Source organism: Streptomyces sp. NPDC060209, assembly GCF_042728155.1.
Taxonomy (GTDB): Bacteria; Actinomycetota; Actinomycetes; order Streptomycetales; family Streptomycetaceae; genus Streptomyces.
Window position 1 is genome coordinate 14,024 of the sequence record NZ_JBHWZS010000076.1, and the last position, 17,743, is coordinate 31,766.

Annotated in this window: 18 protein-coding genes, 1 tRNA gene and 1 pseudogene; 5 read left to right on the forward strand and 15 right to left on the reverse strand. The window is 70.6% G+C overall.

Annotated features, from left to right (window positions below):
* The first annotated feature begins 325 nt into the window (after nucleotides 1–325).
* Together ACFWFI_RS16990 and ACFWFI_RS16995 are read left to right on the forward strand one after the other, a co-directional pair.
* Nucleotides 326–874 carry a hypothetical protein gene (locus ACFWFI_RS16990; RefSeq protein WP_387390430.1) on the forward strand — a complete coding sequence of 183 codons (549 nt, stop codon included), beginning with the start codon at nucleotides 326–328 and terminating at the stop codon, nucleotides 872–874.
* A gap of 190 nt (nucleotides 875–1,064) precedes the next feature.
* Nucleotides 1,065–1,241: pseudogene (locus ACFWFI_RS16995) on the forward strand (site-specific integrase); the annotation flags it as partial.
* A gap of 173 nt (nucleotides 1,242–1,414) precedes the next feature.
* Here the strand turns inward: ACFWFI_RS16995 and ACFWFI_RS17000 are convergent.
* A tRNA-Tyr gene (locus ACFWFI_RS17000) sits at nucleotides 1,415–1,496 on the reverse strand.
* 165 nt (nucleotides 1,497–1,661) lie between these two features.
* Between ACFWFI_RS17000 and ACFWFI_RS17005 the strand changes: the two genes are divergently transcribed.
* On the forward strand, nucleotides 1,662–2,150 hold the full coding sequence (locus ACFWFI_RS17005; protein ID WP_103517790.1) for a YajQ family cyclic di-GMP-binding protein: 489 nt from the start codon (nucleotides 1,662–1,664) through the stop codon (nucleotides 2,148–2,150).
* 99 nt (nucleotides 2,151–2,249) lie between these two features.
* Here ACFWFI_RS17005 and ACFWFI_RS17010 read toward each other — a convergent pair whose 3' ends face one another.
* The 14 genes from ACFWFI_RS17010 to ACFWFI_RS17075 all read right to left on the reverse strand — a co-directional run bounded on the left by ACFWFI_RS17010 (nucleotide 2,250) and on the right by ACFWFI_RS17075 (nucleotide 14,780).
* Nucleotides 2,250–2,522 (reverse strand): GlsB/YeaQ/YmgE family stress response membrane protein, encoded by a 273-nt coding sequence (locus ACFWFI_RS17010; protein ID WP_053930260.1) that lies wholly within the window; start codon nucleotides 2,520–2,522, stop codon nucleotides 2,250–2,252.
* An 81-nt stretch (nucleotides 2,523–2,603) separates the two neighbouring features.
* Entirely contained in the window at nucleotides 2,604–2,996 is a 393-nt protein-coding gene (locus tag ACFWFI_RS17015; protein ID WP_109882152.1) for a YccF domain-containing protein, read from the reverse strand.
* Nucleotides 2,993–3,856, reverse strand: a complete 864-nt coding sequence (gene htpX / locus ACFWFI_RS17020) for a zinc metalloprotease HtpX (RefSeq protein WP_387390433.1) — start codon at nucleotides 3,854–3,856, stop codon at nucleotides 2,993–2,995. The genes ACFWFI_RS17015 and htpX overlap by 4 nt, the downstream gene beginning before the upstream one ends.
* 220 nt (nucleotides 3,857–4,076) lie before the next feature.
* Nucleotides 4,077–4,541 (reverse strand): large conductance mechanosensitive channel protein MscL, encoded by a 465-nt coding sequence (gene mscL, locus ACFWFI_RS17025; RefSeq protein ID WP_387390434.1) that lies wholly within the window; start codon nucleotides 4,539–4,541, stop codon nucleotides 4,077–4,079.
* Between the two features lie 116 nt (nucleotides 4,542–4,657).
* Nucleotides 4,658–6,193, reverse strand: coding sequence for an NADH-quinone oxidoreductase subunit N (locus tag ACFWFI_RS17030; RefSeq protein WP_387390436.1), 1,536 nt, complete (start codon nucleotides 6,191–6,193; stop codon nucleotides 4,658–4,660).
* Nucleotides 6,190–7,740 (reverse strand): complex I subunit 4 family protein, encoded by a 1,551-nt coding sequence (locus ACFWFI_RS17035; RefSeq protein WP_387390461.1) that lies wholly within the window; start codon nucleotides 7,738–7,740, stop codon nucleotides 6,190–6,192. Before ACFWFI_RS17035 ends, ACFWFI_RS17030 begins: the two co-directional genes overlap by 4 nt.
* Nucleotides 7,741–7,767: 27 nt before the next feature.
* Nucleotides 7,768–9,768: an NADH-quinone oxidoreductase subunit 5 family protein gene (locus ACFWFI_RS17040; protein WP_387390438.1), complete on the reverse strand. Its 2,001-nt coding sequence runs from the start codon at nucleotides 9,766–9,768 to the stop codon at nucleotides 7,768–7,770.
* A complete protein-coding gene (gene nuoK, locus ACFWFI_RS17045; RefSeq protein ID WP_387390440.1) occupies nucleotides 9,765–10,178 on the reverse strand; it encodes an NADH-quinone oxidoreductase subunit NuoK in 414 nt (137 codons plus the stop codon). Before nuoK ends, ACFWFI_RS17040 begins: the two co-directional genes overlap by 4 nt.
* Nucleotides 10,178–10,837 (reverse strand): NADH-quinone oxidoreductase subunit J family protein, encoded by a 660-nt coding sequence (locus ACFWFI_RS17050; RefSeq protein WP_387390442.1) that lies wholly within the window; start codon nucleotides 10,835–10,837, stop codon nucleotides 10,178–10,180. Before ACFWFI_RS17050 ends, nuoK begins: the two co-directional genes overlap by 1 nt.
* On the reverse strand, nucleotides 10,834–11,445 hold the full coding sequence (locus tag ACFWFI_RS17055; RefSeq protein ID WP_387390445.1) for a NuoI/complex I 23 kDa subunit family protein: 612 nt from the start codon (nucleotides 11,443–11,445) through the stop codon (nucleotides 10,834–10,836). The genes ACFWFI_RS17050 and ACFWFI_RS17055 overlap by 4 nt, the downstream gene beginning before the upstream one ends.
* On the reverse strand, nucleotides 11,445–12,413 hold the full coding sequence (locus tag ACFWFI_RS17060; protein ID WP_387390447.1) for a complex I subunit 1/NuoH family protein: 969 nt from the start codon (nucleotides 12,411–12,413) through the stop codon (nucleotides 11,445–11,447). The genes ACFWFI_RS17055 and ACFWFI_RS17060 overlap by 1 nt, the downstream gene beginning before the upstream one ends.
* Nucleotides 12,410–13,756: an NADH-quinone oxidoreductase subunit C gene (locus tag ACFWFI_RS17065; protein ID WP_387390450.1), complete on the reverse strand. Its 1,347-nt coding sequence runs from the start codon at nucleotides 13,754–13,756 to the stop codon at nucleotides 12,410–12,412. The genes ACFWFI_RS17060 and ACFWFI_RS17065 overlap by 4 nt, the downstream gene beginning before the upstream one ends.
* On the reverse strand, nucleotides 13,753–14,388 hold the full coding sequence (locus tag ACFWFI_RS17070) for an NADH-quinone oxidoreductase subunit B (protein WP_387390453.1): 636 nt from the start codon (nucleotides 14,386–14,388) through the stop codon (nucleotides 13,753–13,755). The genes ACFWFI_RS17065 and ACFWFI_RS17070 overlap by 4 nt, the downstream gene beginning before the upstream one ends.
* Nucleotides 14,379–14,780, reverse strand: coding sequence for an NADH-quinone oxidoreductase subunit A (locus ACFWFI_RS17075; protein ID WP_053930253.1), 402 nt, complete (start codon nucleotides 14,778–14,780; stop codon nucleotides 14,379–14,381). Before ACFWFI_RS17075 ends, ACFWFI_RS17070 begins: the two co-directional genes overlap by 10 nt.
* Before the next feature lie 204 nt (nucleotides 14,781–14,984).
* On the opposite strand from ACFWFI_RS17075, the gene ACFWFI_RS17080 reads away from it, so the two are divergent.
* Together ACFWFI_RS17080 and ACFWFI_RS17085 are read left to right on the forward strand one after the other, a co-directional pair.
* Nucleotides 14,985–16,184 carry a sensor histidine kinase gene (locus ACFWFI_RS17080; RefSeq protein ID WP_387390455.1) on the forward strand — a complete coding sequence of 400 codons (1,200 nt, stop codon included), beginning with the start codon at nucleotides 14,985–14,987 and terminating at the stop codon, nucleotides 16,182–16,184.
* A 163-nt stretch (nucleotides 16,185–16,347) separates the two neighbouring features.
* On the forward strand, nucleotides 16,348–17,700 hold the full coding sequence (locus ACFWFI_RS17085; protein ID WP_387390458.1) for a sensor histidine kinase: 1,353 nt from the start codon (nucleotides 16,348–16,350) through the stop codon (nucleotides 17,698–17,700).
* Nucleotides 17,701–17,743: the final 43 nt, after the last annotated feature.

A 17,743-nucleotide genomic window follows, 5' to 3' on the forward strand; every position in this document is an offset into this window, starting at 1 on the left:
GATACGACGTACCCCCAACACCTCGCGCCGGAAACGAGCGATGCGCCCAGGCTCCGCGCAGCCGAAGGTGACCCGCAACTCCCTGATCGGCGGTCATCCGGTCACCGTGCTGGCGCGAGCTGCTCATCGAAACCCCGAGGCGGCTGACTTCACGGTGCGGCCACTGTCATGTCACGAACGTGTCCTGAGCGCGATCAAGAGGCAACTGGCGCAACCTCACCGACTGTCCTGGAGGGAAGAAAGCCACACGGACGACCAGCCGCCCAGCTCACTCGCTCGCCCGCTCACCAGGGGCGACAGCCCCACGCAGAGGACAGACACCAGCATGCGCACTCGGAAGATCTCGGTAATGACCATGGCCGCGGTGGCCCTCAGCCTGGCGCTGACGGCATGCAGCAACGGCGGCGCCGACACCGCGTCCTCTGCCGCGGGCACCTCATCCACGGCGGCCGCGAGCAGCTCATCCGCGGCGGCCGCGGGCACTCCCCAGTCCGACACCGCGGAGAGCAAGGCGTCGGGCACGCCCACCCAGTCCGACGTGAAGTGTACGGACCAGCTCAACTACGCGGGCGACCCGCGATCCAACGCCGAGATCAACTCCATCGGGGAAGACACGGGCACGTGCCCGCCGGTCCAGAAGTCGCCGTCCGACGTGAAGTGCACGGACCAGCTCGACTACGCGGGCGACCCGCGGCCCAACGCCGAGATCAACTCCATCGGGGAAGACACGGGCACGTGCCCGCCGGTCCAGAAGTCGCCGTCCGACGTGAAGTGCACGGACCAGCTCAACTACGCGGGCGACCCGCGGCCCAACGCCGAGATCAACTCCATCGGAGAGGACACGGGCACGTGCCCGCCGGTCGAGCCGAAGTGAATCGCTGACCGCCCCTGAAGCCGGGCAGTGCCGGGCCCTCCCCACCGTGACCTGGGGGCGGTCCGGCACTTACGCGTTCGCTATGTCGCCCTCGTCACGGCGCGGTGACCCGCAAAAGGGCCCTCCCGAGGGAGGGCCTCACGCTGCGCGAGTTGTGCGCCCCCGGCAGGACTCGAACCTGCCGGCCAAGCGCTTAGGCGTCTCCTTCTGGCTCAGCTCCGGAGTGGACCCCACGGAGTGCGCGGGGCGGGCCGGCCACACCGTCGCCGTCCTCTTCCAGGTCTACGCGCAGGTGCCCGCCCAGACCCAGCAGCGGGCCAACGACCGGATCGACGCGGCGCTGCGGGAGTGGAACGAACCGGAGTGAGCCCCGCATCCCCGGGGGACGCCTGGGGTGGCACACCTTGATCAGGGTGGGATTCGGGTGAGACAGCGTGGGATATGCGGGCCGATCGGCACGCTCTGCGGTCCAACTTGCACACATGCAAAAACCCCGCCCGACCTGGTGTTCAATCAGGTCGGACGGGGTTTCCCGTCCTGTGGCGGCGCCAGGGTTCGAACCTGGGTAGGCTGAGCCGGCAGATTTACAGTCTGCTCCCTTTGGCCACTCGGGCACACCGCCTGGAACGACGCCTCGGATCCCGGTTGGGGGCTCCTTGGCGACGACGTAAACGATACCTGATACCCAGGGGTGCTACGCCACCCGGTTGATCAGCGCCGGGCGCGGGCGAGGGTGGCTAGGCTTTGTGCCGTACCCCAACGCATACGACGCAAGGAGCCACACGTCATGGCCGACTCCAGTTTCGACATCGTCTCGAAGGTCGAGCGGCAGGAGGTCGACAACGCCCTCAACCAGGCCGCCAAGGAGATCTCCCAGCGCTACGACTTCAAGGGAACGGGCGCGTCGATCTCCTGGTCCGGCGAGAAGATCCTGATGGAGGCGAACGGCGAGGAGCGGGTCAAGGCGATCCTCGACATCTTCCAGTCCAAGCTGATCAAGCGCGGGATCTCCCTGAAGTCGCTGGACGCGGGTGAGCCGCAGCTTTCCGGCAAGGAGTACAAGATCTTCGCCACGATCGAGGAGGGCATCTCCCAGGAGAACGCCAAGAAGGTGGCGAAGATCATCCGCGATGAGGGCCCGAAGGGCGTCAAGGCGCTGGTCCAGGGCGACGAGCTGCGCGTCAGCTCCAAGAGCCGGGACGACCTGCAGGAGGTGCAGGCGCTGATCAAGGGCAAGGACCTCGACTTCGCGGTGCAGTTCGCCAACTACCGCTAGACGGTTCGCTGCCGTGTGCAGCGGGTCGCGGGCGGGGCGGGGCGTGCCTAGGGCACGGCCCGCCCCGTTGCCGTATCCGCGGGGCTGTGGCTGGCGCGGTCAGCGGCGGTCGCGGGAGTTGCCGAAGAGCAGCCGGTAGGCGATCAGCAGGACGAGGGATCCGGCGATGGCCGCGACCCAGGTGGCCGTGTCGTAGAAGTCCGTGCTGATGGGGCGGTCGAGGAAGCGGGACGACAGCCAGCCACCGAGGAAAGCGCCCACGATGCCGATGAGAGTCGTGCCGATGATGCCGCCGGGGTCGCGGCCCGGCAGGAGAAACTTGGCTATCGCGCCGGCCAGCAGCCCGAGGATGATCCAACTGATGATGCTCATGTTCGCGTTCCTACCCGTCACTTGTTCCTGCAAGCCAGGACGCCTGCGGGGACGGGTACGGTTGCCGGCCGGGCCGCTCGGCTAGCGGGTGGCGAACGGCTCGTCCGTGCGGACGATCTCCTTGCCGAAGGGCATCAGCGAGACCGGGATGAGCTTGAAGTTCGCGATGCCCAGCGGGATGCCGATGATCGTCACGCACAGGGCGATGCCGGTGAAGATGTGGCCGAGCGCGAGCCACCAGCCCGCCAGGATCACCCAGAGGACGTTGCCGATGAGGGAGCCGCCTCCGGCGTCGTGACGGTCGACGACGGTGTAGCCGAAGGGCCAGAGGGCGTAGACGCCGATACGGAACGCGGCCACGCCGAAGGGGATGCCGATGATCGTGATGCAGAGCAGGAGACCCGCGGCTATGTAGCCGAGGAACATCCAGAGTCCGCACAGGACCAGCCATATGACGTTCAGGATTGTCTTCACGGTCGATACCCTGCCATCTGCTCGAGTCGGGCGATGCGATCGGCCATGGGCGGGTGGGTGGAGAACATCTTGGACATGCCCTGGCCGGGACGGAACGGGTTCGCGATCATCATGTGACTCGCGGTCTCGATCCGTGGTTCGGGTGGGAGCGGAAGCTGTTTGGTCCCGGCGTCGAGCTTGCGCAGGGCGGACGCCAGGGCGAGCGGGTCACCGGTGAGCTGAGCCCCGGACGCGTCGGCCTGGTACTCACGGGAACGGCTCACGGCGAGCTGGATCACGGAGGCTGCGAGCGGGCCGAGGATCATGATCAGGAGCATCCCGAGGATGCCGGGTCCCTCGTCGTCGTCGGACCGGCCCACGGGGATGAGCCATGCGAAGTTGACCAGGAACATGACGACCGAGGCGAGGGCGCCGGCGACGGACGAGATCAGGATGTCACGGTTGTAGACATGGCTCAGCTCGTGGCCGAGGACGCCGCGCAGTTCGCGCTCGTCGAGGATCTGGAGGATCCCCTCGGTGCAGCACACGGCGGCGTTGCGCGGGTTGCGGCCCGTGGCGAAGGCGTTGGGCGCCTGGGTCGGGGAGATGTAGAGCCGGGGCATGGGCTGGCGGGCCGCGGTCGAGAGCTCGCGGACGGTGCGGTAGAGCTGCGGCGCCTCGAATTCGCTGACCGGGCGTGCCCTCATGGCGCGCAGGGCGAGCTTGTCGCTGTTCCAGTACGCGTAGGCGTTGGTGGCGAGCGCGACGAGGAGGGCCACGATCAGGCCGGTCCGTCCGAAGAAGCTGCCGATGACGATGATGAGGGCCGAGAGGCCCCCGAGGAGTACAGCGGTTTTCAGCCCGTTGTGCCGGCGGTGCACGGTACGCCCTCCTAAGTGGTGCAGCAGGGGAACCCTTGCTCGGTGGTGCTCCACTTCCCAGTGGAGCCTCCCGTACTGGTCAACGCGAGGCGAAGGAAGCTAGTTCCCTTGTGCGAGGTGGCCGGGGGCACAGGCAGAAGGGGCGGATCCGGGTGGATCCGCCCCTGGGCCGTACGGGTGGTCTTCCTGCCGCTGGCCGGTGACGGCCCGCGGCGGCGGGTCAGCGCTGCGCGGGGAGTCCTGCGAGCGAGCGGGCTTCCGCGTCCGGCTCGACATCGCTGGTGCAGTGGGCGCAGCGGGTGGCGATGGCGGGAATCTCGGTGAAGCAGCGGGGGCAGTCGCGCAGGGCGGCCTTGATGTCGGCCTTCTGCTCCTCCTCCTTCGCCGTGAAGCGGTTCTGGACCTTGGCCATGGGCAGGACGACCAGGAAGTAGAGGACCGCGGCGGTGATGAGGAAGGCGATGGCGGCGCTGACGAAGAGTCCGTACGGGAACGTCACGCCGTCGACGGAGTAGGAGGCCTTGCTGAAGTCTCCGGTTCCGCGGGTGAAGAGGCCGATCAGCGGCACGATGAACGCGTTGCTGAAGCCGGTGACCACGGCGGTGAAGGCGGCTCCCACGGCGAGGCCGATGGCCATGGAGATGACGTTCCCGCGGAGGATGAAGTCCTTGAACCCGTTCAGCACCGCTCTGGCTCCTCTGTGCTCTTCTTGCGTGCTCGTCTTGCGTGCTCTGTTACGTGACTCGTGCACGCATGACCATGCCCTGTGCGTGGCTCCACGGGCAAGCCGGTCACCGCCGGTCAGAAGAGGCTGACGGCGGCGAAGCGGAGGATGAGCTGGGGAGCACCGGAGAGTGTGATTCCGGCTACTGCGGTGAGGGCGATCGCCAGGGTGAGCGGGCCGGGGATCCTGTGCTCGGGTGCCGTGGGCGCCGCCTCGGCCGCCGTGTCCGCCTCCGGGGCCCTGAAGAGCGCGGCGGTCCACCGGAGGTAGTAGTAGAGCGCGATCACCACATTGACGGCCATGACGACGGCGAGCCAGCCGAGCCCGGCGTCGACGGCCGCGGAGAAGACCGTGACCTTGGCGAAGAGGCCGATGATGCCCGGCGGCAGGCCCGCCAGGCAGAGCAGGAAGAAGCCCATGGCGAGTGCGGCCAGGGGGCGGGTGGCGTACAGGCCGCGGTAGTCGCTGAGGCGGTTGCCGGGGCGGGTGCGGGCGACGAGGGCGGCGACCGCGAAGGCCCCGAGGTTCACCACGGCGTACATCAGGGCGTAGGCGACGGTGGAGCCGATCTGCTCGTCGCTGGAGTACGCGGCGGCGGCGATCGGGACGAGGAGGTAGCCGGCCTGGCCGACGGACGACCAGGCGAGGAGGCGTACGGCGCTCCGGGCGCGGGTGGCGTTCTGCCGGAGTGCGGCGAGGTTTCCGATGGTCATGGTGAGCGCGGCGAGGACGGCCAGCGCGGGACCCCACACGTCTGCGTACGACGGGAAGCCGATCACCGTGACGAGGATGAGGCCGGAGAAGCCGACCGCCTTGCCGACGACCGAGAGGTAGGCGGCGATGGGGAGCGGAGCTCCCACGTAGGTGTCGGGGACCCAGAAGTGGAACGGCGCGGCGGCCGTCTTGAAGGCGAAGCCGACGAGGGTGAGGACGACGCCTGTTTCGGCGAGGGTGGAGAACCTGCCGGGTACGTCGTCGAGGCGGGCGGCGATCTCCGTGAGGTGCATCGTGCCGGTGGTCGCGTAGACGAAGCTGACGCCCAGGAGCATGACGGCGGTGGCGACGACGGAGGAGAGGAAGAACTTCAGGGCCGCTTCGGAGGAGCGACGGTCGCCGCGCTTGATGCCGACGAGGGCGAACGCGGGGAGCGAGGCGACTTCGAGGGCGACGACGAGGGTGGCGAGGTCCCGGGCGGCGGGCAGCAGCGCGGCACCCGCGGCGGAGGACAGCAGCAGGAACCAGAATTCGCCCGCGGGGAGCCTGCGGGTGTCGCCGACCGAGAGCAGCGCGGTGAGCAGCGCTCCGCCGAGCACGAGTGCCTGGATGACGAGCGCGAAGTGGTCGGCGGTGTAGCTGCAGGCCTGGGTCCCGCCGGTGAGGCAGAAGGTGGAGCGGTCTCCGGCGCGCAGCGGGACGAGCACGGCGAGCGCGGCGACGAGCCCGGCGATGGCTCCGTAGCCCAGGAGCGGCTTGTGCCGCTCGCCGACGAAGAGGTCGGCGACGAGGACGAGCAGGGCCACGGACGCCGCGATGACGGGGGGTGCGATCGCGAGCCAGTCGACGGACTGGACGAGGCTCGCCGCCCCGGTTGCGCTGTCGGCTGCCACGGTCACGACTTGCCTCCTGCGAGGAGCTTCTGCACGGCCGGGTCGGTGAGGCCGAGGAGGACGGCGGGCCAGAGTCCGGCGAGGACGGTCAGGGCGGCGAGCGGGGTCCAGGCGGCGAATTCGTAGCGCTGGATGTCGGCGACCGGGTGCGGCTGCTCACGGTGCTCGCCCATGCAGACGCGGCGTACGACGATCAGCATGTACGCGGCCGTGAGCAGGGTGCCGAGGGCACCGATGGACATGAAGGTGAGGAAGGCGGGGCGGCTGAGCCCGTCGGCGGGGTCGAAGGCGCCGAACAGCGTGAGCATCTCGCCCCAGAATCCGGCGAGGCCGGGCAGCCCGAGCGAGGCGACGGCCGCGAAGGCGAGGAGGCCGCCGAGCCGGGGCGCACGGCCGTAGAGAGCCGCCCCGGTGGCCCCGGACAGGGTGTCGAGGTCCGCCGTGCCGTAGCGGTCCTTGATGGCGCCGACCAGGAAGAACAGCAGGCCGGTGATGAGTCCGTGGGCGATGTTCGCGAAGAGCGCGCCGTTCACCCCGGTGGGGGTCATGGTCGCGATGCCGAGGAGCACGAAACCCATGTGGCCCACGGAGGAGTAGGCGATCAGGCGCTTCAGGTCGCCCTTGGCGCCGGGGCGGGCGAGGGCGAGGCAGGCGAGGGAGCCGTAGATGATCCCGACGACCGCGAACGCCGCGAGATACGGCGCGAAGGTCTGCATCCCGTCGGGTGTGACGGGGAGCAGGATGCGGACGAACCCGTACGTGCCCATCTTCAGCAGGACGCCGGCGAGGAGGACGGAGCCCACGGTCGGGGCCGCGGTGTGGGCGTCGGGCAGCCAGCTGTGCAGGGGCCACATCGGGGTCTTCACGGCCAGGCCGATCCCGACGGCCAGTACGGCGATGACCTGCACCGATGTGGTGAGGCCGCGGCCGTTGTCAGTGGCGAGTGCCACCATGTCGAAAGTGCCGCTCTTCAGTCCGATGAGGAGCAGCCCCAGCAGCATGATCACGGATCCGAGCAGCGTGTAGAGGATGAACTTCCAGGCGGCGGGCTGCTTCCGGTCGCCGCCCCAGCGGGCGATGAGGAAGTACATCGGGATGAGGACCATCTCGAAGGCCAGGAAGAACAGCAGCAGGTCGAGGACGGCGAAGGTCGCGAGGGTGCCCGACTCGAGGACGAGCACGAGAGCGACGAAGGCCTTCGGGGAGGGGCCTGCGGGGAGCTTGAAGTAGCTGTAGAGCGCGCAGAGGAAGGTCAGCAGCGCGGTCAGCACGAGGAGGGGGAGCGAGATGCCGTCGGTGCCGAGGTGGATCCGGACGTCGAGTGCCGGGATCCAGCTGATGTCCGTGGTGGCCTGCATCTTCGACGGGTGGTCGTGGTCGAATCCCGCGGCGAGGACGAGCGCGGCGAGGAGCACGGCGCCCGTGACGGTCACGCCGTGGCGGAGCACGGCCTGGTCGGGGTTCCTGCCCTTGAGCCCGGGAGGGGCGGGCAGGAGCGCGGCGGCCGCGCCGAGGAGCGGGGCGACGACGATGAACGCCAGAAGGAACTGCATCACGGATGCGCTGATATCGAACACGGCTCACGCCCCGGCGTAGACGTTGGCAAAGACGACGGCGGCGATCGCCAGGACAAGGGTTCCGGCGAGGAGCGCGCCGAGGTAGGTCTGCACGTTGCCGGTCTGGGCGCGGCGGATCACGGTGCCGAGTCCGCGGGCGATGCTGCCCGAGCCGCGTACGTAGGTGTCGACCACCTCACGGTCCAGGAAGCGGACGAGCCGTGCGGCGGCCCTCGTGGGACGGACGAACAGTGCCGTGTACAGGGCGTCGAGGTGGAAGCCGGTGACCGCGTGGCGGTGCAGCGGGCCCAGCAGGAGCCTGCCGGGGTCCGACGGGTCCGGGGCGCCCGCGATGGTGCCGTACGCCGCGGTGTGCGAGGCGATCGCCTCGACCTCCACGAGGGCGGGTTCGGCGTCGGGGTGGGCGGCGACGGCGCCGACCGGGGGACGGTCGGCGAGCGCCGTGGTGTGGCGCCATGCCCCGTAGGTGACGAGCCCGCCGACGAGTCCGACGCCGGTGGAGAGGACGGCGGTCGTGAGGGAGGGGGCGAGGCTGTGTCCGTCGAACCAGTCGACGAGGACACCGGCGGCGAGACCGAACGCGATGGTGGGGACGGCCAGGACCCAGAGGACGGAGGTCATCGCGACGGGCTGCCTGCCGTGGTCGGCGACCTCGGGGCCGCGCCCGCGGAAGGCCAGGAGCCACAGCCGGGTGGCGTAGGCGGCGGTGAGGACCGCGGCGACGAGTCCGGCGACGAGGATCGTCCAGCCGGCCGCTGCCGGGGCGACGTCCCGGTCTCCGAAAGCGGTGTGCTCGGCGGCGACGAGGACGGCTTCCTTGGAGAAGAAGCCGGCGAACGGGGGGATGGCGGCCAGCGCGAGGAGGGCGACGGTCATCGTCCAGTAGGCGTCGGGGATGCGCTTCGTCAGCCCGCCCATGCGGGACATGGCGGCGAGTGAGTTGGTACCCGCCGCGTGGATGACGACGCCCGCCGCGAGGAAGAGGACGGCCTTGAACGCACCGTGCGAGATGAGGTGGAAGACGGCGGCCCCGCGGTCGCCGACGGCCAGGGCGCCGGACATGTAGCCCAGCTGGCCGATGGTCGAGTAGGCGAGGACGCGCTTGATGTCGTCCTGTGCGAGTGCGGCGAGTCCGGAGCCGATCATCGTGATCGCCGCCATCACGGCGAGGACGACGAGGGCGGCGCCTGAGGCGGCGAAGACGGGGAGGAGCCGGGCCACGAAGTAGATACCGGCGGCGACCATCGTCGCGGCGTGGATGAGCGCGGAGACGGGGGTGGGGCCGGCCATCGCGTCGGGCAGCCAGGTGTGCAGCGGGAACTGCGCGGACTTGCCCGCGACACCGGCGAGGAGCAGCAGGGCGATGAGGGTGGGGTGGTCGAGCCCGCCGTTGCCGACGGCGGCCAGGATGCCGGTGATGCGGAACGTGCCGGTGTCCGCGGCGAGCGCGAACAGGCCGATGAGGAAGGGCACGTCGCCGAGCTTGGTGACGAGGAAGGCCTTGAGGGAGGCCGCGCGCGCCTCGGGGGTCTCCCAGTAGTGCCCGACGAGGAAGTACGAGCAGATGCCCATGATCTCCCAGCCGACCAGGAGCACCATGAGGTCGCCGGAGTAGACGACGAGCAGCATCGCGGAGGTGAAGAGGGAGACGAGGGCCGCGTACGAGGGGTAGCGGGCGTCGTCCTTGAGATACGCCGTCGAGTAGATCTGCACACAGGTGGCGACGAGCCCGACGAGGACGGCGACGAGGACGGCGAAGCCGTCCAGGTGCAGGGCCAGGTCGACCGGGACCGAGCCGGTGGGGGTCAGCTGGGTCGAGGCGTCGATGGGCCGGCCGCCACCCTGGCGTGAAGCGACGACGGCGGCCAGGACCGCGGCGGCGAGGGTCGGCAGGACGGCGAGGGGGCGGACGAAGCCCGGCGCGGTCCGGCCCAGGAGCAGTCCTGCGGCGGCCCCCAGGAAGGGGAGGAGGGGGACGAGGACGGCGAGGGTCGTGGTGGTCACGCGGTGGCCTCTGCCTTCTTTGCCTTCCCTGCCGGAGCAGTGGCCTGGTCTGCGGTGGTGTCCCGGGCGGCGTCGGCGTCGTCGGGGAGCACTTCGGCGTCGTCGGTCTCCGCGGTGTCGCGGAGACGGTCGATGTCCGAGCTGCCGCGGTTGCGGTAGACCGCCAGGACGATCGCGAGGCCGATGCCGATCTCGGCCGCGGCGATGGCGATCGTGAAGAGGGTGAGCGCCTGCCCCGCGTGGAGTGCGTCGCGGAGCCAGACGTCGAAGGCGACCAGGTTGAGGTTGACGGCGTTGAGCATGAGCTCGACGGACATCAGGACGAGGATCGCGTTGCGGCGGGCGAGCACCCCGTACAGCCCGGTGCAGAAGAGGAGGACGGCGAGGACGGCGGGATAGGCGAGGTGCATCAGCTCTTGTCCTCCCGGTTGACGGCCGGTCGTTCGGCGCGGAGCGGCCCGCCCCGGCGGTCCTGCGTGCCCCGGCGGTCCTGGGTGCTCCGGCCGTCCTGCCTGCCCTCCTGGCCCTGGCGGCCCTTGCGGGACAGGACGATCGCGCCCACGAGAGCGGCGAGCAGCAGGACGGAGAGCGCTTCGAAGGGGAGCACCCAGTGCCGGAAGAGGAATTCCCCGGAGGCCTTGGTGGAGCCCTGGGCGGGGCCGTCCAGATTGATCCAGGTCGTACGGAAGGCGTCCACGACGACCCAGACGAGGGCACCCGCGGCGGCGACGGAGGCGCCGAGGGCGATCCAGCGGTTGCCCGAGTCGGCGTCCGGGGAACGGCCGATGGGGGCTCTGGTGAGCATCAGCCCGAAGAGGAGGAGGACCACGATGGAACCGACGTAGATCAGGACCTGTACCCACGCGATGAACTCGGCGGTGAGCAGGAGGAACTCCACCGCTATGCCGCCGAGCGCCACGACGAGCCAGAGGGCGGCGTGCACGAGTTGCTCGGTCGTGACGGCGATGAGGGCTGCGCCGAAGGTGGCGAGCCCGACCAGGAGGAACGCGATCTCGACACCGGTCGGTGAGAGGAAGCCGGGGTGGCCGGCGGTGGCCGAGAGGATCACTCCTGCCCCTCCTGTTCCGCTTCCCGGCCCGACCGGGGTTCCTCGGATTCCTGCGCCTCGCGGGATTCCTGCGCCTCGCGGTCCTCCTGGGCCCGGAGCTTGTCGGCCGTCTTACGGGCGGCGGCGATCTCCTTGGGCTCCTCGGCTCCGGGGTCGAGCGCGGGCGGCTCGGGAACGGTCCACATCCAGTCGCGGAGCTTGTCGCGCTCATGGGTCAGTTCGTGGATGTCCGTCTCCGCGTACTCGAACTCGGGCGACCAGAACAGCGCGTCGAAAGGACACACCTCGATGCAGATACCGCAGTACATGCAGAGGGCGAAGTCGATGGCGAAGCGGTCCAGGACGTTGCGGCTGCGCTCGCGGCCACCGGGGGCGGCCGGGGGCACCGTCTCCTTGTGGGAGTCGATGTAGATGCACCAGTCGGGGCATTCACGGGCGCAGAGCATGCAGACCGTGCAGTTCTCCTCGAACAGTCCGATGACACCCCTGGTGCGGGGCGGCAGTTCGGGCTGGACGTCCGGGTACTGCGCGGTGACGGTGCGCTTCGTCATGGTCCGCAGGGTGACGGCAAGACCCTTGGCCAGGCCTGAGCCGGGGATCGGGGGCACTAGTTGATCGCCACCTTCACGATGCCGGTGAGCGCGATCTGCGCGAGGGCGAGGGGGATGAGCGTGGTCCAGGCGAGCTTCTGCAGCTGGTCCTCCCGCAGCCGGGGGTAGGTGACCCGGAGCCAGATGACGACGAACGCGAGAAGGCCGGTCTTGAGCAGGGTCCAGACCCAGCCGAGCCCGTCGGCGCCGAGCGGTCCGTGCCATCCGCCGAGGAAGAGGACGGTCGTCAGACCGCACAGGACGACGATGCCGGCGTACTCGGCGAGCAGGAACAGGGCGAAGCGGAGGCCCGTGTACTCGGTGTACGCACCGAAGATGATCTCGGAGTCGGCGACCGGCATGTCGAAGGGCGGACGCTGGAGTTCGGCCAGCCCCGCCACGAAGAAGACCAGGGCTCCGACGATCTGCCAGGGCAGCCACCACCACTCGAAGGCGTTGAGGATGCCGGGGAGCGAGACGGTACCGGCCGCCATGGCCACGGAGGCGGCGGCGAGCAGCATCGGCAGTTCGTAGGCGAGCAGCTGCGCGGCGGTGCGGAGACCGCCGAGAAGGGAGAACTTGTTGGCCGAGGCCCAGCCCGCCATCAGTGAGCCGAGCACGCCGACACCCATGATGGCCAGCACGAAGAAGATGCCCGCGTCGACGACCTGTCCGACCGCTCCCTCGCTGGGACCGATCGGGATGGCGACGATCACGAGGAGGTACGGGAGCAGGGCGACGGCGGGGGCCAGCTGGAAGATGCGGCGGTCCGCGTCGGCCGGTACGACGTCTTCCTTCTGCGCGAACTTCACCCCGTCCGCGACGAGCTGGGCCCAGCCGTGGAACCCGCCCGCGTACATGGGGCCGAGGCGGCCCTGCATGTGGGCCATCACCTTGTGTTCCGTCTGCCCCACGACGAGCGGGACCACCATGAACACGGCAAAGACGATGACGAGGCGGAGGGCGACGTCGAGTACGTCGTTCACGCGGTATCGCCTCCGGCGGGTCGGTCGGGACCGGGGGAACGGTCGGTTCGGGGCGAGTCGGGCCCGGCATCGGGCTCGGGCTGGGCCTCGGGCCCGGATTCAGTGGCGGGGCCGGGGCCGGGCTCGGGCCCGTCCTCGGGCCCGGATTCAGTGGCGGGGCCGGGGCCCGTGTCGCTGTCCTCGGCGGGGTCGGCGTCACCCTGCGCAGGGGCGTCCGACGGGCCTGGACCTGACGGCCGCTCAGGCTCGGGTGCCGGTGCGGGCTCAGCCGACCGCGCAGGCTCGGTCGGCTGGTCCGGCTCCGCCGACCGCTCGGGCTCCGGCGGCGCGGGCCGTCCCGGGGTCTCGCCTTCCGGTGCCGGCCGTTCCGGGGTCTCCCCTTCCGGTGCCGGCCGTTCCGGGGTGTCGTCGAAGGCGGGGCGTGCGTCGTGCCAGGGTGCGTCCGCGCTGCCGGCCGCGCCCTTAGCGCGTGCCGCGTCGCCGCCGCCCTGCTCGGTGCCGGCGTCGGTCGTACCTGCCGGAGGCGTGGGCGCCGGGCCGGTGGCCTGGCTCGCCGAGCCCTGGGAGGCACTGCGGGTGCGGCGTGGCGGAGCCGTCTGCGGGGTTTCCGCCGCGTCCGGAGCGCCTGCGGCGTCCGGGGGTGTGGCAGGTCGCTGCGCCGCCGAACCCTCGCTCGCACTGCGCGCCCGGCGCACCGGGCGGTCGCCTGCCGCACCCGCCGCGCGCGCCCCTCGGGCCGGCCGGGCCGGTGCGGGCGGGAGCTGCCCCTTGAGCGGGCCCCACTCATTGGGATCGGGCACGCCCGGTGGCAGCATGGTGCGCCGCTTGGGCCCGCCGTGTTCGGACTCGCCCGGCTCCTTCGCCCCCGGCCAGGCCTTGGCGACCCGGGCCGCGAGGACGAAGTCCTTGCGCAGCGGGTGGCCCTCGAAGCTCTCGGGCAGCAACAGGGGGACCAGATGCGGGTGGCCCTCGAAGGTGATGCCGAACATCTCGTGCGTCTCACGCTCGTGCCACGCGGCGCCCGCGTAGACGCCGATGGCGGTGGGCAGGGTGGCCGCGTCGTGCGGGACGGTCGTACGGAGCAGCAGGCGTCGGACCGTGCCTTCGCCGAGGGCCGCGACATGGGCGCAGACGCGGAACCCGGTGCCCGGTTCGTCGACGGCGCTCAGCCAGTCGAAGTAGGTGCAGCCCAGCTCGTCGCGGGCCGTTTCGAGGGCGGTGGTCCAGGATGCGGCGGGGACGTCGACGGTCAGCAGGTCGTACGCGTGCGCGGCGGTGGCCTCCGCGCCGAAGACGTCGGTGACGCCGTCGGGCAGCCGGTCGTAGGTGTCCGAGGCGGTCACTTCCGCTCCTCCCCCGGGGTCTTCGGGGCCGCGACGAGACCGCTGCGCAGGGCCGCGGCCGAGGGGCGGGCCGTTTCCTCGGTGGCGTAGCGCTCGGCGAGCGATTCGCGGGCGATCTTCTCCTGGAGCTTGAGGATGCCCTGGAGGAGCGCCTCGGGCCGGGGCGGGCAGCCGGGCACGTAGACGTCGACGGGGATGATCTGGTCGACACCCTTCGTCACGGAGTACGAATCCCAGTACGGTCCACCGCAGTTGGAGCAGGCACCGAAGGAGATGACGTACTTCGGCTCGGGCATCTGCTCGTAGAGCCGCTTCACGGCCGGGGCCATCTTGTCCGTCACCGTGCCGGACACGACCATCAGGTCGGCCTGCCGGGGCCCGGGCGCGAACGGGATGACGCCGAGCCGGATGAAATCGTGCCGTGCCATGGACGCGGCGATGAATTCGATGGCGCAGCAGGCGAGTCCGAAGTTGAAGACCCACAGGCTGTAGCGGCGGCCCCAGTTGAGGACCACCTTCATCGGCTCCGGCGCGAGCCGGGACAGCACGCCGAGCTTCTTCGGCTCGGGCAGCGGCGTCGGGTCGGGCAGCGACACGGGGGGTTCGGGATTCGGCCGGCTCGTCACGCCCATTCGAGGACGCCCTTCTTCCATGCGTAGAGCAGTCCCACGGCCAGGAAACCGAGGAAGATGAACATCTCCACCAGCGTCGTCGCCCCGTATCCGGGGGCCGCGAACACCGTCGCCCACGGGAACAGGAAGATCGAGTCGACGGCGAAGATCACGTACAGGAAGGCGTACACGTAATAGCGAACCTGGGTGTGGGCCCAGCCCTCCCCCACGGGGTCGACGCCGCACTCGTACGTGAGGAGTTTCTCCGGCGTCGGGACCACGGGCCTCAGCAGCCGGCCGGCGCCGAAGGCGACGGCGACGAACAGCACGCCCACCAGGGCGAGCAGTCCGACCACTGAGTAGCTCTGGAAGTAGTCCGACGCGAGAACGGTCGGTCCCGGCACGTCCGCCACGTCCGTCCCTCGCTCCCTCAACCTGTTCGACGGTCTGTACGCACGGGAGTCTAGGCCCTGTTAAAGAGACGGTAAGCAGCCCCGTCGCACATCGGGTGGGACAGGAGGTGACAGGGGTGGCACGACGCGAGGTGGGGTTATCCCTACCCGGCCCCACCCACGAACCCCATGGCGTGGGCGCGCCCGGCCCGGCACGCTGGTCGTATGACCATGAGCCCCTCCGTGCCGGACAACGACCGGCCGCCGCCCGCGCGCTTCGCCTTCGACCGGTGGACGTGGAAGGAGATCGCGTATCTCCTGGCCAATCTGCCGATGGCCGTCGCCGGGTTCGTGTACACCGTGTTCCTGATCGGGGTGGGTGCCGGGCTCTCCGTCACGGTGATCGGACTGCCGCTCCTCGCCCTGGGACTCCAGGGTGCGCGCGGTCTGGGCCGGGCCGAGCGCGGCCGGGCCCGGGGGATGCTCGGGGTGCGGATCGAGGAGCCGAGCCCGATGGCGCGGAGCCGTCGGGACCAGGGCTTCTTCTCCTGGCTGTGGTCGGGGCTGAAGGACCCGGTGGGCTGGCGGGCGTTGCTGTATTCGTTCATCCGGCTGCCGTGGGGCGTGGCGACGTTCGCCGTGACCCTGGTGAGTCTGTTCGTGCTCTGGCCGGTACTCCCGTACATCGCGCGCGGTCTGACGAACGCGGACCGGGCGATGGTGCGGGCCCTGCTCTCGCCCTCCGACGAGCTGGAGCGCAGGATCGCCGAGCTGGAGTCGGACCGGGGTGTGGTCGTGGACACGGCCGCCGCCGACCTGCGCCGCATCGAACGCGACCTCCACGACGGCGCACAGGCCCGCCTCGTCGCCCTCGCCATGGGCCTGGGGCTGGCGAAGGAGAAGCTCACCGACGACCCCGAAGCCGCGGCCCGCATGGTCGACGAGGCACACGGCGAGGTCAAGGTCGCCCTCCAGGAACTCCGCGACCTCGCCCGGGGCATCCACCCCGCCGTCCTCACCGACCGCGGACTGGACGCCGCACTCTCCGCCATCGCCTCCCGCTGCACCGTCCCCGTGACCGTGTCGGTGGAGCTGCCCGCCCGGCCCGCCGAGGCCATCGAGGGCATCGCCTACTTCACGGTCTCCGAACTGCTCCAGAACGTCAGCAAGCACAGCCGCGCCGCCGCGGCGTCGGTCGACGTGTGGCGGTCCGGCGACCGGCTGATGCTCCAGGTCCGGGACGACGGGACGGGCGGCGCCCGGCTCGACGGCGGTACGGGCATGTCGGGGCTGGCGGAGCGGCTGGGGGCGGTCGACGGGCTGTTCGTCCTGGACTCCCCCGAGGGCGGCCCCACCACGGTCACCGCGGAGCTGCCCTGGCGCGACCGCGCGGACACCGGGACCGAGCGGGTCGGCGCCGCGTGACCCGGTCGTCGGGCGGGGTCTCCCGATGGTGGGGAAAACCCCCTGCCGGATACGGAGACCGTCCTCATGGTGCGGAACCCGCCGGCACAGCAGTCTTGAGATATCAGCCGTTGTATCGGCCCGCGGGGAGTCCCCGCTCAGAAGAAACGGACGGACGCCACTGATGGCCACGGCATACGGACCGGACAGGCGGGACCACCACAGGCCCGGCACCGGGTCGGGGGGCTACCCCCCGGCGAAGCATTTCTTCCCCACGGCGCTGCGCACGCCCTTCGAGGCGCGTACGTGGCGTGAGCTGGGCTATGTGCTCCTGAGCCTGCCGATCAGCGTGGTGATGTTCAGCTTCGCGATCACCATGGTGTCGCTGGGCCTGGGCATGCTGATCACCTTCGTCGGCATTCCGATACTCGCCGCCGGCCTGGTGGTGTGCCGCGGTTTCGGTGCCGTGGAGCGGGGGCGGGCGCGCGGACTGCTGAAGCTGGACGTCGCGGATCCCGCGCCGGTGCGCGGGAAGGGCGGCCTGCTGTCCTGGGTCGGCGCGGTGCTGAGGAGCGGGGTGTCCTGGCGACACCTTGTCTACGCGGTGCTCCACATGCCGTGGGCGACGTTCGCGTTCACCGTCGCGGTGGCGTTCTGGACGTACGGCTGGGCGACGTTCACCTATCCGCTGTGGCGCTGGGTCTTCCCGGCGTACGCGGGTGTCGACGGCATCCAGCTGTACGGCGACAGGACGCATCAGGTCTACCTCGACTCCCCCTTCGAGATGGCGGTGACCAGCGCGGTCGGCCTGGCTCTCGTCCTGGTCACACCGTGGATCATCCGCGGCCTGGTGTCCGTGGACCGGGCGATGGTGCTGGGTCTGCTCGGCCCCTCCCGGCTGGCCACCAGGGTCTCGGAGCTGGAGTCGGACCGGGGTGTGGTCGTGGACACGGCCGCCGCCGACCTGCGCCGCATCGAACGCGACCTCCACGACGGCGCACAGGCCCGCCTCGTCGCCCTCGCCATGGATCTGGGGCTGGCGAAGGAGAAGCTCACCGACGACCCCGAAGCCGCGGCCCGCATGGTCGACGAGGCACACGGCGAGGTCAAGGTCGCCCTCCAGGAACTCCGCGACCTCGCCCGGGGCATCCACCCCGCCGTCCTCACCGACCGCGGACTCGACGCCGCACTCTCCGCCATCGCCTCCCGCTGCACCGTCCCCGTGAAGGTCGTGGTGGATCTGGAGTCGCGGCCCGCGCAGGCCATCGAGGGCATCGCGTACTTCACGGTCTCCGAACTGCTCCAGAACGTCAGCAAGCACGCCCGGGCCACCCGTGCCTCGGTCGACGTGTGGCAGGCGGCGGACCGGCTGATGCTCCAGGTCACCGACGACGGGCGCGGTGGAGCCGGTGTCTCGACGGGCAGCGGGCTGGCCGGCCTGACGGAGCGGCTGGACGCGGTGGACGGCATCCTCGTCGTCGACTCCCCGGCCGGCGGCCCGACGACGGTCACGGCCGAACTGCCCTGGCGGGGCTGAGGCTCCGCGTCCGAGAACCAGCCGGAGCCGCAGTGCCCCGGCC